Origin of the sequence: uncultured Roseobacter sp. (assembly GCF_947492555.1) — a bacterium.
GTDB lineage: Bacteria > Pseudomonadota > Alphaproteobacteria > Rhodobacterales > Rhodobacteraceae > Roseobacter.
The window spans coordinates 622,446-636,566 of the sequence record NZ_CANLNE010000003.1 but is presented as its reverse complement, the minus strand read 5'-3'; the positions used below and the strand labels follow the sequence as shown (position 1 = coordinate 636,566).

General features: G+C 61.8%; 14 protein-coding genes. 7 read left to right on the top strand and 7 right to left on the bottom strand.

Features of this window, described 5'->3' with window-relative positions; translation table 11 throughout:
* Positions 1-283 precede the first annotated feature (283 nt).
* Together Q1A07_RS16245 and Q1A07_RS16240 are read right to left on the bottom strand one after the other, a co-directional pair.
* Positions 284-1,618: a hypothetical protein gene (locus Q1A07_RS16245; RefSeq protein ID WP_299783080.1), complete on the bottom strand. Its 1,335-nt coding sequence runs from the start codon at positions 1,616-1,618 to the stop codon at positions 284-286.
* Between the two features lie 477 nt (positions 1,619-2,095).
* Positions 2,096-2,512 (bottom strand): VOC family protein, encoded by a 417-nt coding sequence (locus Q1A07_RS16240; protein ID WP_299783079.1) that lies wholly within the window; start codon positions 2,510-2,512, stop codon positions 2,096-2,098.
* A gap of 414 nt (positions 2,513-2,926) precedes the next feature.
* On the opposite strand from Q1A07_RS16240, the gene Q1A07_RS16235 reads away from it, so the two are divergent.
* The 3 genes from Q1A07_RS16235 to Q1A07_RS16225 all read left to right on the top strand — a co-directional run bounded on the left by Q1A07_RS16235 (position 2,927) and on the right by Q1A07_RS16225 (position 5,648).
* Positions 2,927-3,799 (top strand): DMT family transporter, encoded by an 873-nt coding sequence (locus tag Q1A07_RS16235; protein WP_299783078.1) that lies wholly within the window; start codon positions 2,927-2,929, stop codon positions 3,797-3,799.
* 62 nt (positions 3,800-3,861) lie between these two features.
* Positions 3,862-5,136, top strand: coding sequence for a phosphopyruvate hydratase (eno, locus tag Q1A07_RS16230; RefSeq protein ID WP_299783077.1), 1,275 nt, complete (start codon positions 3,862-3,864; stop codon positions 5,134-5,136).
* Positions 5,136-5,648, top strand: coding sequence for a GNAT family N-acetyltransferase (locus tag Q1A07_RS16225; protein ID WP_299783076.1), 513 nt, complete (start codon positions 5,136-5,138; stop codon positions 5,646-5,648). The genes eno and Q1A07_RS16225 overlap by 1 nt, the downstream gene beginning before the upstream one ends.
* On the opposite strand, the gene Q1A07_RS16220 is transcribed toward Q1A07_RS16225, so the two are convergent.
* Positions 5,638-6,717: an FAD-dependent oxidoreductase gene (locus Q1A07_RS16220; RefSeq protein ID WP_299783075.1), complete on the bottom strand. Its 1,080-nt coding sequence runs from the start codon at positions 6,715-6,717 to the stop codon at positions 5,638-5,640. The two genes, Q1A07_RS16225 and Q1A07_RS16220, sit on opposite strands and share 11 nt — an antisense overlap.
* A 47-nt stretch (positions 6,718-6,764) precedes the next feature.
* On the opposite strand from Q1A07_RS16220, the gene Q1A07_RS16215 reads away from it, so the two are divergent.
* Positions 6,765-7,184 (top strand): cupin domain-containing protein, encoded by a 420-nt coding sequence (locus Q1A07_RS16215; protein WP_299783074.1) that lies wholly within the window; start codon positions 6,765-6,767, stop codon positions 7,182-7,184.
* On the opposite strand, the gene Q1A07_RS16210 is transcribed toward Q1A07_RS16215, so the two are convergent.
* Positions 7,181-8,275, bottom strand: a complete 1,095-nt coding sequence (locus Q1A07_RS16210) for an anhydro-N-acetylmuramic acid kinase (RefSeq protein WP_299783073.1) — start codon at positions 8,273-8,275, stop codon at positions 7,181-7,183. The genes Q1A07_RS16215 and Q1A07_RS16210 overlap by 4 nt on opposite strands.
* A gap of 94 nt (positions 8,276-8,369) precedes the next feature.
* Between Q1A07_RS16210 and tyrS the strand changes: the two genes are divergently transcribed.
* On the top strand, positions 8,370-9,620 hold the full coding sequence (gene tyrS, locus Q1A07_RS16205) for a tyrosine--tRNA ligase (RefSeq protein WP_299783072.1): 1,251 nt from the start codon (positions 8,370-8,372) through the stop codon (positions 9,618-9,620).
* On the opposite strand, the gene Q1A07_RS16200 is transcribed toward tyrS, so the two are convergent.
* Complete coding sequence (locus Q1A07_RS16200) at positions 9,617-9,748, bottom strand: hypothetical protein (protein ID WP_299783071.1); 132 nt, start codon at positions 9,746-9,748, stop codon at positions 9,617-9,619. The genes tyrS and Q1A07_RS16200 overlap by 4 nt on opposite strands.
* 37 nt (positions 9,749-9,785) lie before the next feature.
* On the opposite strand from Q1A07_RS16200, the gene Q1A07_RS16195 reads away from it, so the two are divergent.
* Both Q1A07_RS16195 and Q1A07_RS16190 read left to right on the top strand, forming a co-directional pair.
* Positions 9,786-10,679 (top strand): GNAT family N-acetyltransferase, encoded by an 894-nt coding sequence (locus tag Q1A07_RS16195; RefSeq protein ID WP_299783070.1) that lies wholly within the window; start codon positions 9,786-9,788, stop codon positions 10,677-10,679.
* A gap of 57 nt (positions 10,680-10,736) precedes the next feature.
* Positions 10,737-11,492, top strand: a complete 756-nt coding sequence (locus Q1A07_RS16190) for an SDR family NAD(P)-dependent oxidoreductase (protein ID WP_299783069.1) — start codon at positions 10,737-10,739, stop codon at positions 11,490-11,492.
* On the opposite strand, the gene Q1A07_RS16185 is transcribed toward Q1A07_RS16190, so the two are convergent.
* A complete protein-coding gene (locus Q1A07_RS16185; RefSeq protein WP_299783068.1) occupies positions 11,489-13,297 on the bottom strand; it encodes an ATP-binding cassette domain-containing protein in 1,809 nt (602 codons plus the stop codon). The two genes, Q1A07_RS16190 and Q1A07_RS16185, sit on opposite strands and share 4 nt — an antisense overlap.
* Positions 13,298-13,382: 85 nt before the next feature.
* Positions 13,383-14,108, bottom strand: coding sequence for a GNAT family N-acyltransferase (locus Q1A07_RS16180; protein ID WP_299783067.1), 726 nt, complete (start codon positions 14,106-14,108; stop codon positions 13,383-13,385).
* Between the last annotated feature and the right edge of the window lie 13 nt (positions 14,109-14,121).

The window sequence follows — 14,121 nt, the reverse complement described above, 5'->3', positions numbered from 1 at the left end:
GCATGGCCCGCGGCGTCACAGATGCTGCATGGGCGAGAAACTATATGTCGCCGCACAGCGGAAAAACCGGCCGTTCATGCGGCCCTGTCTTCGTTGTCATCTCGTATCTCTTCACGGATTTCGATGAACCGGAAACTCTCGCTAAATAAACCTACCGTTCTGTCTCAAAAGTCCCGACGGGATACACTGTGGTGACGTCGGACGCATTTTCGCCAGGGCTTTTCAGATTGGGTGCAGGTTTCGTGCATCGAACAACACTGGGAGCGATGAGGCAGTCGCCCCGCTAAACGCGCAGATCAATACTGCGGGGTGCCGCGACCGTCAGGCTGGGTGTATCGAACGCACCATCTTGTTTTAGAATATGCGCACCCTCACCGTTCCTCAGGATCAGATTGGCGGCGTCTTCTAAGCCCTCAAAGGTCAACGACCCGCCATCTTCGAAGCTGACGGTCAGCCCCGCTTCGGTGTCCCTGACGGTGAACCGTGCAGAACTGTCCAGATCAACCAGAACCGACACACCATCCCCTAGTGAAATGACATCCTGCCCATCGCCGTTGCGGTATTTGAGTGCAACGGTCCCGCTGTCGAGATACAGCCGATCATCACCTACTCCTGCATCGACGGAGATATGCCTGTCAGCCCGGATATACATCGTGTCATTGCCAGCACCGCCCTCTACATCGGCGTTGGTAATGGATGAGAAAGACAACCCCCCGGCAGCGCCATCCAAGCGCGGAATGTAGGTAGTGCTGAGCGGTCGGTCGCCCTGTTCGACGTCCACGGAGATTGTATCATTGCCGTCGCCGCCGTTTATGCCGGACGCCAGCACGGCCTTGACGTTGACGCTGTCATTGCCCGCGCCAGCTTCGACGTACTCAACCAGGCCTCCGCTCAGCGCGATGGCGTCATCGCCGGATCCGGCATGCACGCTGTAAATCAACCGAGACTGGATAGCGATGGCGTCTGCTCCGCCACCTGTCCTGACATCCTGCACATCGCGGGCGCTGATCGAGATACTGTCGGCGTTGCTGTAGGTGTGCTGCGCGCCAAAACCGCCGCCAAATCCCTCGCCTGAGATATGAGCCACGGTGGATCGGTCGGCATCTGTATGCACACTGTAAACCTTGTCTGCGGTGATGCTGACAGCATCGCTGCCGTCACCGGTTCGCATTGCGCTGACTGTGTCGTCACGAACTGAAACCGCGTCGTTACCCGAACCGGTCGCGTATTCGACGTATTCAGTTTCAAGTCGCAGGCGGGCGTCTTGCGGGCGGATGGTATTGATGTTTGCCAGAACAAAATCGGCTATGGCGATGTATCCGTCCGGCTCCGCAGCGTCTTGCAGGGCGCCTGCTGGGGCCGAAACTCCTTCTTGCGAGAGCTTGACCAGCGCCTTCATCAATTCCTGCGCTTTTTGGCGGTACCGTTCGGCGACAAGATTCACGTCATCTTCTACATTGGCATTGGTGATGATCTCGCGCGCGTCGTATCGGTCCTTGGCGTCGGCAAGATAATCCTGTCGGGCCTGCACCCGTTCGCGGCGCAGATCGGCGACAGAGCCAGTACTGTCATCCTTCTGCGCCTGCACCTCCGCCCGAGCGGCGTTAGTCTGCGCCAACAGAAGAGACGCTGTTATCATCTGACTTTGCGATTGAACTACCACGGCCTTTCACTCCTAACACCCCCAATCAGGGTGCCGCAGAAGACTTACGAAGCACTTAAGGCCAGCTCTGAGATTTATAGGGTTTGAGCAAAATTCGGACTATGTAGCTGACGGTACGGTCGGTGGATCGAGCGAGAGGTTGGACCATACCAACTTGCACGCGATGCTCCGACGGGCTGTGCCTTCCAAAGCGACCATGCCCGACCGGCGCAGCGAGGGTGTCTGTAGAGACCGTTTTGACGATCTTCTGCAACCCGGCGTATGGCTTTTGTGACGAGAAAGGAAAAACAATCAGCAATTGCTTTGGCGTCAAACAAGAATTGTGGTGGTCCAAAACAGGGCAGTCACGTCACACTCCGGAAACGACCCCCTGCGGCAAGGCCCATATGTCGGCATGTGAACAATGCATTTCCGTCGCCAACGTAACAAACGTTATCCATCTCTTCCGGGTTCGTCCGGATCGCTGGAGAACAATGCGATCTTGTTGCCCTGAGGGTCGCGAAGGTAGCCAACATAGAAATGAGGGCCATACAATGTGCGGAAGCCGGGCTGACCTTCGTCAAAGCCGCCGGCGGCAAGTGCTGCAGAGTGCAGGTCACGAACCTGCTGTTGACTGCGGGCCTCAAATGCCACCATGGACCCGTTCCCAGCTGAGGCCGGACGTCCATCGAAAGTTGGTTTAACGTAGAAATCCGGCAGAATAACAGACTGGCCCAGCTTAACGGGCAGCACGTAGCTTAGGCCCTCGGGACCTTCCGTCAGCGTGTAGTCAAGGGCTGGCAGGAACGCTGAGTAAAATCGTTTCGCGCGGGCGATGTCATCGGCACCGACGGTGACGTAGGCAATCATGCCGCCTGCTCCCTTCCGGAAATTTCGCTATGGTCATGCGTCTAGTGGATTACATCAAGGCTGGCAGGCAATCTGGCACGATAAGCGACCGCTTGCCAATACTCTCCCCAAAAGCTGGCATGCGTGCAATTGCCGCGAAAGGTCACCCGGTCAGTTGAGCAGCCCTTAACCCGATTTTAAATGACCGGTGTTCGCCCTGTTAATGTGGCAAAGACCGACCTGCACCGATGCGAAACCGATACCGCATAAGCCTTGATGCAGGGGGTTCAAGGTGCATTCACCTACTTCTCGCGCAGCCCGGATCCGCGCCGTTGCGCGCGGGTCTGACCATTTCGGTCGTGCGTGACCTGTCCCATAGATTGACCTTCGGCCAGGTTTCTGAGAGGAGGCCCACGAGCCAACGAAGGACACCCGATGGACAATTTACGCGGCGCGACCTTCATGGTGGTGGCCATGTTCGGCTTTGCCATCGAGGACATGCTGATCAAGCTCATGGCGTCGGCTCTGCCCGTCGGCCAGATCATCGGGATGCTTGGGCTTGGCAGCACCGTGCTGGTAAGCGCCATCCTGATTGTCCAGCGCCAGCCGCTTTTCACCCGCGCAATGCTGACGCCTGCCATCGCCCTGCGTGCCTTCGGTGAGCTTGTCGGGACAATTGGATTTGTCACTGCCATTGCCCTCACCCCACTGTCCTCCGCGTCGGCCATTTTGCAAGCCACACCGCTTTTCGTGACCCTCGGCGCCGCCCTGTTTCTGGGAGAAGCCGTGGGCTGGCGGCGCTGGTCCGCCATCCTCGTGGGGTTCATCGGGGTGCTCATGATTATCCGGCCCGGCATGGAAGGCTTCAGTTGGCTGTCACTTTTTGCCGTTCAGGGGGTCATCGGTCTGGGTATCCGCGATCTGGCCACATGCCGCGTTCCCAAAGAAACCTCGACGATGCAGCTCAGTTTCCTGGCCTTCCTGGTCCTGATTCCGACGGCGGCCCTGCTGATGTGGATCAATGGGACAAGCCTTGTTCCCCTGTCTCCGATCAACTGGATTTATCTGACAATCGCCCTGCTGATCGGCATCGTGGCCTATTACGGTATCGTCGCGGCCATGCGCATCGGAGAGGTCAGTTTCGTGACCCCATTCCGGTATTCACGCATTCTCTTTGCCCTCGTCATCGGGATGTCCGTCTTTGATGAAAGTCCTGATTTCCTGACACTTATGGGCGCTGCAATCATCGTCGGATCGGGGCTATACACGCTTTGGCGTGAAAGGAATGTTCGCGCTAACAGCGCCTAAGGGTTCCCAACCGTAGCCCGGCCCGCTATGAGGCAGTTAACCTTTGACCAGAGGAGCCTCACATGAGCACCATCATCGACATCCACGCCCGCGAAATCCTTGACAGCCGAGGCAACCCCACGGTTGAAGTTGACGTGATCCTCGAAGACGGCACCATGGGCCGCGCAGCCGTCCCGTCCGGTGCATCTACCGGTGCCTACGAGGCGGTCGAACGACGCGACGGGGACAAGGCACGCTATATGGGCAAGGGTGTGCTGGAAGCCTGTGCCGCCGTGAACGGCGAGATCGCCGAAGCGCTGGTGGGCATCGACGCCACCGAACAGGTCGAGATTGACGGCGTGATGATCGAGCTGGACGGGACAGAGAATAAATCTCGCCTGGGTGCCAATGCCATCCTCGGCGTGTCGCTTGCCACTGCCAAGGCGGCTGCCGACTTCTGTACCCAGCCGCTCTATCGCTATGTGGGCGGCACCTCGGCGCGCGTCCTGCCGGTGCCGATGATGAACATCATCAACGGGGGCGAGCACGCGGACAACCCCATCGACATCCAGGAATTCATGATCATGCCCGTGGCGGCGGACAACATCCGCGATGCCGTGCGCATGGGCGCCGAAGTCTTCCACACGCTGAAAAAAGAGCTTTCCGCCGCAGGCCTCTCTACAGGCATCGGGGATGAAGGTGGCTTTGCCCCCAACATCAACTCCACACGAGACGCGCTTGATTTCATTCTGAAATCCATCGAGAAAGCCGGATACAAACCCGGCGATGACATCTACCTGGCCATGGATTGCGCCGCGACGGAGTACTACAAGGACGGCAAATACGTGCTGGCGGGCGAAAGCAAGACGCTGAGTTCGCAGGAAAACGTCGACTACCTTGCGGCGCTGGTGAAGGACTACCCGATCATCTCCATCGAAGACGGCATGTCGGAAGACGACTGGGACGGCTGGAAAGCGCTGACGGATGCGCTGGGGGATAAGGTGCAGCTGGTGGGCGACGATCTCTTTGTGACCAACCCCGCGCGCCTTGCCACGGGGATCGAACGCGGATCGGCCAATTCCATGCTGGTGAAGGTGAACCAGATCGGCAGCCTGACCGAGACCCTGCGGGCGGTCGACATGGCGCATCGTGCGGGTTTCACCAATGTGATGTCGCACCGCTCGGGCGAGACCGAAGACGCGACCATCGCCGATCTCGCCGTGGCCACCAACTGCGGACAGATCAAGACCGGCTCGCTGGCCCGCTCTGACCGGCTCGCCAAATACAACCAGTTGATCCGCATTGAGGAAGCGCTTGGCGAAACGGCGGAATATGCCGGGCGCGCTATCCTGCGCTGATGGCTGCGGTGACGGTACGCGCGGCGGATCTGCCGCGCGACCTGCCGGAGGTACAACGCCTGTGCTGGGACTATCGCGACTACCTGGCCAGCTTCAGCGATGAGATGCGGGTCCTGACGGAAACCTTCTATCCAGCAGAGGCCTATGAAGAATTGATGGCAGCGCTGCCCGTCAAACACGCGCGTCCGCGCGGCGCGATCCTTTTGGCCGAACGGGATGGCGCGGCGGTTGGATGCGGGATGATCCAGCCCCTTAGCGACACGGATGCCGAGATCAAACGCGTCTACATGTCGCCTGCCGCGCGGGGTACAGGTGCCGGGTATTTGCTCTCACAGGCGCTGGTCGATCAGGCCCGTGCGGATGGGTATGCGCGCGTGCTGCTGGATACCAACAAGGAATTCGCACCGGCCCGCGCGCTTTATGAAAAGCTGGGGTTTCGCAACCGGGGACCTTATTCAGAGGTGCCACCCGGCACTGAAGAGCATTTGGCTTTTTACGAGCTCACCCTGTAAACCGCTGCGGCCTGTAGGGGGCCACCAGCGCCGATTGCGTGTTGGTCAACCCACGCTCCAGCACCTCTGTTGCCACCAGTTCCGCCGCCAGCGGGCCAAGCGTGGCGCCCGAATGCATGGTGCTGACATAGAGCCCGTCCGGCCCGCAGGCCCCCATCACCGGCAGGCCGTCCTGCGGCACAGGCCGCGCGGCGAGGGTGACCTCTTCCCATCTGAGCGGGCGATTCAATAATTTCGCCACCCGCGCCATTGCCTGATCGGCCAGTTTATCCGGCGTCTCCCGCACGTTATCCGTGGCGTCCGCCTGGTGGCCAGCAGCAGTCGGGGCCAGCAAGCCACCTTGCGGCAATTGCCGCACCTCCTGCCCCGGGCTCACGAGGACATGCCGCAACAGGCTGGGCAAAGGTTCCGAACGTAAGATCAGGCCGGGCCGGTCCAGCATGGGCAGGGCAACGCCCACCTCTTCCAGCAACCCCTGTGTGGCAACGCCTGCCGCAATGACACAACGGTCCGCCGCCATCACACCGCCTGGCAGACGGACGCCACGCAGCGCGCCGGCCTGCACCTCGAAACCCGTAGCCCGCACGCCCGTGGTCAGACGCAGGCCCAGCTCCGCCCCGGCCCGCAACGCGTGCGCTGCAAGCTGGCCCAGATCGACAACGCCCTCGTCCATGAAATGCAGCGCGCGTTCAGGAGCGGCCACCGAAGGCTCCAGCTCGGAAAATGCAGCGCGATCAATGATGCGCAACCTGTATCCCAGATCCGTCAGCGCCTGATGCTGTGCGTCGAAGGCCTCGCCCTCTTCCTCCCAGCACAGGCAACCGGGCCATCGCACCGCGTCCGAGGCAAGCTCTGACGAAAGTCGCCTATGGGCCTCTATGCCGGCCAGCCGCAAATTGAAGTGATCGGAATCCACATGGAAACTGGCGTTGATCCAGCCGAATGAGGCACCAGAGGCCGCCGCCGCGGGCTGTCCCGCCTCAATGATGGTCACCTGTGCCCCCGCCTGCGCCAGACGCAGGGCGGTCAACACGCCGATGATCCCCGCGCCGATCACGATGACTTTCATGCCCCTGCCCCCTTGGCCTTCCGTTTTCGTCAGACTAGCCTTGCGCCATGACAGCACAAGAGATCATCGCGCATCTGGAGCTTATGCCACACCCCGAGGGCGGGCATTTTCGCCAGACATGGGTGGCGGAGAATGACGGGCGGCCCAGCGGCACCTGCATTTATTTCCTGCTGGCGGCGGGTGAGGCAAGCCATTGGCACCGGGTCGATGCCACGGAAATCTGGCTCTACCATGCGGGCGCGCCGCTGGTGCTGTCCTTGAGTGAAACGGATAGCGGCCCCGCGCACGATCACCTGCTGACCCCGGATCTGACCAAGGGCGCGCCACAGATCATCGTGCCCGAAAACCACTGGCAGGCCGCGCGCAGCACGGGCGATTTCACACTGGTCAGCTGCACCGTCTCGCCGGGGTTCCAGTTCGAAGGGTTCACGCTCGCCGCTCCCGGCTTCGACATTCCGAGAGATTAGACCGCGATATCCGTGGCTTGCGGCCAACTCAACGTACCGCCCCCCACGGCAGCCCGTACCCCGGTCGTGCCGGGACAAGAGGTTGGCAGCCCGCGCGCCACCCGCACCGCCAGATAGGCAAAGGCCTGAGCCTCCAGCATATCGCCGTCCAGCCCGACGTCTTCGACAGGCCCAACAGGGCAGTCGAGCGAAACGGCCAGCATCTGCATCAGCACCGGATTGTGCCGCCCGCCCCCGGTCACGAGAATACGCGCGGGAGGTTGTGGGCAATGCCGCACCCCTTCGGCCACCCCTGCCGCGCACATCGCGGTCAGAGTTGCGGCAGCATCGGCATCGCACAACTCTCCGACCAGCGCGACCATTTCGGAAAAATCATTCCTGTCTAGTGACTTGGGCGGGATACGGGCAAAATAGGGTTCGGCCAGGAACAACTCCAACGCGCCCTGCTCCACGGTTCCGCGCCGCGCGATCTTGCCGCCCTCGTCATAGGCAAGACCCAAACGGTGTTGCAGCAGATCGTTCAGAGGGGCATTTGCCGGGCCGGTGTCAAAGGCCAGCAATGCACCGGGGTCTTCCGGGCGATCCAATGCGGGGTCCACATAGGTGAGGTTGCCCACCCCGCCGAGGTTCAGAAAAGCAAGCGGTTCCGTGGCCCCGATGTGGTGCGCGCAGGCGAAGTGAAAAAACGGCGCCAGCGGCGCACCTTCGCCCCCGAGATCGACATCCGCGCTGCGAAAATCCCAGACCACCGGGGTGTCGAGCGCCTGTGCCAGCCACGCGCCATCGCCGACCTGCAAAGTGCCACGGGTGCGCGGGGCATGGGCCAAGGTCTGGCCGTGAAAACCGACCAGATCGATCGCATCAAAGCTTTCCAGAAGCGCCAAATGCGCCTGCTCGACAACGTCCGTCGCGGCGTCGACCGCAGATCCGGACCAATGGCCGAGCCCCGCCCGCAGCACGGTCTGTTCGTCTTTGCCATAGGCGCGATACGAGGTCGCGCCGAACCCGTTGATCCGGTGGCCGTCGGTGATCACCACGGCGGCATCCACCCCATCAAGCGATGTGCCGCTCATCGCGCCCAGAGCGGTCATGTCTCCGGTTTTCTCTATGGGCCTTTTCAAAGCCTTTTCCTTTGCCTGCTCACCGCCTATAGAGTGGGCGCAATTCCAGCCGAGAGCAAGCAAGATGACCTACCATCCCAAATCCGATTTCGTCGCTGTGATGATGGAGCGTGGCTTTCTGGCCGACTGCACCGATTATCAGGGGCTGGACGACGCGCTGCTGAAAGGTGGGCAACCGGGGTACATCGGTTTTGATGCCACGGCCAAGTCGCTGCACGTGGGCTCACTGATCCAGATCATGATGCTGCGCTGGTTGCAGAAAACCGGTGGCAAGCCGATCACGCTGATGGGGGGCGGCACCACCAAGGTGGGCGATCCATCCTTTCGCGCTGATGAGCGCCCGTTGCTTGACGCGCAGTCCATCGATGACAATATCGCGGGGATCAAGCGGGTGTTTTCCGCTTACCTGACTTACGGCGACGGCCCGACGGATGCGATGATGATCAACAATGCCGAATGGCTGGATGATCTGAACTACCTCGATTTCCTGCGCGACATCGGGCGGCATTTCTCGATCAACCGGATGCTGTCCTTCGAGAGCGTGAAATCCCGGCTTGACCGGGAGCAATCGCTGTCCTTCCTGGAATTCAACTACATGATCCTGCAGGCCTATGACTTCATGGAGCTGCACCGTCGTTATGGCTGCATTCTGCAGATGGGGGGGTCGGATCAATGGGGCAATATCGTCAACGGGATCGACCTGACGCGCCGGGTGATCGAGGGCGAAGTTTACGGCCTGACCTCGCCCCTGCTCACCACGTCCGATGGCAAGAAGATGGGCAAATCGCAAAGCGGTGCCGTCTGGCTGAATGGCGATATGCTGTCGCCTTATGAATTCTGGCAGTTCTGGCGCAACACCACGGATGCCGATGTGGGACGTTTTCTCAAGCTCTACACCGAGTTACCGGTCGCGGAATGCGACCGTCTCGGCGCGCTCGAAGGGTCGGAAATCAACGCGGCCAAAGTGCGTCTTGCCAATGAGGTGACGACACTTTTGCACGGGACAGATGCGGCGGCAGCGGCCGAGGCCACGGCGCGCGAAGTCTTTGAAAAAGGTGGTGTCGGCGACGACCTGCCCACCCTGACGCTCAGCGCCTCCGATGTGGGGGATGGTATTTCGATCGTGCAGCTGATCGTGAAGTCAGGTCTGGCAGGATCAGGCAAGGAGGCCAAACGTCTGATTGCCGAGAACGGCGCGCGGCTGGACGATCAGCCGCTGACCAATGCGGGTCTGATGATCGATGCGGGCGCACTTTCCAGCCCGATCAAGCTGAGCGCGGGCAAGAAGCGGCACGCCTTGGTGCAACTGGCTTAAAGCCAGAGCCAATCGATCAGGGTCAGGATGGCGAAGACCGGGATGGAGAGCCCGGTTGCGATCAGGAAAGCCGTGGTTTTTGTCATGCGCGGGGCGGGGGCAGCAATGCCTTGGACCGTTTTTTTCATGGTGCCATTAACCCGGATTTAGGTTTCCGGACAGTTAATGCAGGTCATGTTTGATGCCGCCCCTGCCTCCGACCCCTCCCCTTTACAGCAAAGTGATGCCTTTGCGCGGGCGCTGAACGCGCTCGGAACACCGCCTCTGCGGCTGGAGGATGGCACGCTGGCGCTGCACCGGAAAATCGGCCCTCTGCCGGTTCACATGATCACCCGCCCCGGTGCCGAAACGCCCGAGACATTGCGAGACTTGGCGCGCGGCATGAAGGTCAGGGGGCCGGTATTGCTGGCCCCGGAACGCCCGATGCCGCTCAACCGGATCGGTGCTCTGCCCCTGGTCAGCCCCAGCACCATTGCCCGGCTGGATGTGACACCGGATGAAACGACGTTGTTTGCCGGGCTGCACCAGAAATGGCGCAACCGGCTGCGCCACGCACAATCTCAGAAACTGCGTGTCACCCGCCAGAACATGCCCGACGATCCGGGTCACTGGATGCTGCAGGCCGATCTGGTCCAGCGGCACCAGCGGGGTTATCGCAGCTGGCCGCTGGCGCTGACCCTGGCCTATGGGCGGGCCAACCCGGGCCAAGCCAAACTCTTTACCGCGTTCTGGGGGCGCGAACCGGTGGCGGCGCTGCTGATCCTGCGACATGGCACCGGGGCAACCTACCACATTGGCCATACGCGAGCGTCTGGTCGCCTTACCTCCGCCCATACGCTGCTGTTGTGGTCGGCCATCCGATGGGCCAGATCCAAGGGCGTGCAGCAGCTGGAACTCGGCACCTTCGACACCGAAGAGAACGCGGGGCTGGCGCGGTTCAAACTGGGCACTGGGGCGCTGCCGCACCGGCTTGGCGGCACCTGGCTATGGTGGCCACCCCTCACTTCCCTACTCCGCCCGCTTGCGCGACTGGACCGCAGGCTGATGCAGAGCGGCTAGACAGGCTGCGTGCCGCATGGTTAACTGAACATACGTTCAAATCATGAGGGAAGCACCATGCCGCTGAGCAACACAGCCGCCGTTGTGACCGGAGGGGCTTCTGGTCTGGGGGAAGCCACCGCCCGGCATTTTGCGGCACAGGGGGCCGCCGTCACACTCTTTGACCGGGATGCGGCGCGCGGCGAGGCCGTGGCGTCAGAGATCGGCGGGCATTTTGTCCAAACGGATGTGACGGGTGAGGCATCGGTGCAGGCGGCAATCGCCTTCGCCAAGGAGAAAATGGGCCGGATCACCACGGCGGTGAATTGCGCCGGGATCGCGGATGCCGCAAAAACGGTCGGGCGCGACGGTCCGCACCCCCTGCCGCTCTTCCAGCGCACCATCGACATCAATCTGGTCGGCACCTTCAACGTGGCGCGGCTGGCCGCAGAAGCGATACAGGAAAACGATCCGGCACCGGATGGGGCGCGGGGCGTGATCATCAACACCGCCTCTATCGCCGCCTATGACGGGCAAAAGGGACAGACCGCGTATGCCGCCTCCAAGGGCGGAGTTGTCGGGCTCTGCCTGCCCATGGCGCGGGACCTCTCCAAGCTGGGCATTCGGGTGATGACCATCGCGCCGGGCATTTTCATGACGCCGATGCTGGCCGGGCTGGGTGAAGAGGTGCAGGCCGGATTGGCCGCCGATGTGCCCTGCCCCCCACGCCTGGGGGACCCGGCGGAATTCGCCGCCCTGGCCGGGTTCATCGTGCAGGCGGGCTACCTCAACGGCGAGGTGATCCGCATCGATGGTGCCCTGCGGATGCGCTAGGCGCTCGCCTTTTCCTCAAGCATCAGCCATTCCTCTTCTGCGGCACTAAGCTTTTCATGCCGTTCGACCAGCGCATCGGTTGCCTTCTGGAATTTCACTGGGTGGTCGGTGAAAAGCGCCGGATTCCCCAACAGCTCTTCGAGCTTGGCGATCTCGGCTTCCAACCGCTCAATCTCTGCAGGCAAGGCCTCCAGCCGGTGCTTTTCGGTAAAGCTGAGCCCGGATTTTGCAGCGGGTTTGGGCTTCTCCGACGACGTGCTCGATTTGGGTTTCACAACGCTGCCGGCGAAATCATCCTGACCCCGCTGGCGCAGATAATCGCTCCACCCGCCGGCGTAGATTGTCGCCTTGCCATCACCTTCCATGGCAATCGTCGTTGCTGCCACGCGGTCGAGAAAGTCGCGGTCGTGGCTGACCAGCAGGACGGTGCCATCATAGGTGCCCAGCAGTTCCTGCATTAAATCGAGCGTTTCCACGTCCAGATCATTGGTCGGTTCGTCGAGCACCAGTAGGTTGCTGGGCCGCGCCATGATCCGCGCCAGCAGCAGCCGGGCCTTTTCGCCCCCTGACAGGGCCCGTACCGGCGCACGGGCCTGTGCCTCGTCGAAGAGAAACTCCTTGAGGTAGCCCACCACATGTTTCGGCTGCCCCCGCACCATCACCTGATCGGCCTTGCCCGAGACGCGCATCTCCGGGTCGCCGGTCAGACTGTCCCAGAGGCTCATCTCCGGATCCAGCTGCGCGCGCGCCTGATCGAAGAGCGCCAGTTCCAGATTGGTGCCCAGCTTGATCGTACCCGCATCCGGCGCTTCCTTGCCGATCAGCATGTTCAGCAGGGTGGTTTTGCCCACGCCGTTCGGCCCCACCAGCGCGATGCGATCACCCCGCTGCACGGTGATTGAGAAGGGCTTGAGAATCGCCTTGTCACCAAAGGACTTGCTGATATCCGTGGCCTCAATGACCTTGCGACCGGATTTGGGGCCTGCATCCAGCGCCATGGCCGCCGTGCCCTGCCTTTTGATCTGGGCCGCCCGTTCGGCGCGCAGGTCCTGCAGCGCCCGCACACGCCCCTGATTGCGTTTGCGCCGGGCGGAAATGCCTTCGACGGCCCACCGCGCTTCGGCCTTGATCTTGCGGTTCAACTTGTGCCGCTGGGTGTCTTCCTCATCCCAGACCGTATCGCGCCATTCCTCGAAATCGGCAAAACCCTTTTCCTGCCGCCGCACGGCCCCCCGGTCAACCCAGAGCGTGGCGCGGGTCAGCGCGCGCAGGAACGCGCGGTCGTGGCTGATGATCACATAGCCCTTGCGGCTTTGCTTGAGTTCATTTTCCAGCCAGGCGATGGCCTCGATATCCAGATGGTTGGTGGGCTCATCCAGCAGCATCAGATCCGGTTCGCGCGCCATCAGACGCGCCAGCGCCGCCCGGCGTCGCTCCCCGCCGCTGGCCGTTTCGACCGGGCGGGCGGGATCGAACTTCAACCCCTCGCCCGCGCGTTCGACCAGATACATCTCGGAGGGCTCCAACCCGTGGGCGGCAAAGGCCCCCAAGGTGTCGAACCCCGACAGATCAGGCTCCTGCTCCATATATCCCACGGACACACCCGGCCCCGGCGTGACCTCCCCCCTGTCGGGCTCCACCAGCCCGGACATCACCTTCATCAGCGTCGATTTCCCGGACCCGTTGCGCCCCACCAACGCCATCCGGTCGCCCGGCTGTACCACGAGGTCGAGACCCTCAAAGACGGGATCGCCGCCGAAGGTCAGGGAGATATCATTCAACTGCAAAAGAGGGACACGTACCATGCCCCGCAGCTATGCCGCATCCGGGGTGAGGTCAACGTATCCGGTTTCCCGATGCGGAAAATTTCGCCACGTGGCGCGCAAAACCTCAGGCGAGCGCCCGCAGCAGCCGCTTGCGGGCCGCCGGGATCGCGCCAATCTCCACCCCGGTGAAGACATGCAGCGTGTTCATCTGACGGTCCACCACCGCGTGATCGCTGACCCAGCCCCCCATCAGCAGGTAGGTCCGCAACAAGGGCGGCATGTGCGCCATCGCCTTTTTCAGATCGGGTTTGCGCCGCAACCGCGCGGCAAAGCGGAAGACGTCCGGCGCCTTCACCCGCGGCAACCAGCGTTTGGGCGCAAGGTGGCGCGCCTTGAGCATGGCAAAGGCATCCAGATAGGCCGCCGTTTCCGTCCCCGCAAAAGACGAGCAGCCAAAGAGCAACTGCACATCGTGATCGTCCACATAGGCCGTCATCGCCGCCCAGGCGACGCGCAGGATGTCGGGATCGCGCACATCCGGGTCAATGCAGAACCGACCCATTTCGACCATGCGTCCCTCGAAGGCTTCCAGCGCGGAGAGCTCATAATACTGCGCGGCGTAGCTGGCGGAGACATCCGCGCCGGTCAGTTCCTGCATACGGAAGGTACACACCAACGCCCGGTTGTCCCCGTCTTCAATCAGAATATGTGCGCAGCAGGCGTCAAAAGCATCCGAATCGCGATCCACTGACAGGCCGAAACACCGGGCTCTGAGGGTCTGGGCGGCTTCGATGTCCCCGATCGATGATGCCACCCGTGCGGTGTAGCGGCCTTTTGTCAGCGATATCATTGCGGCCTCCGGC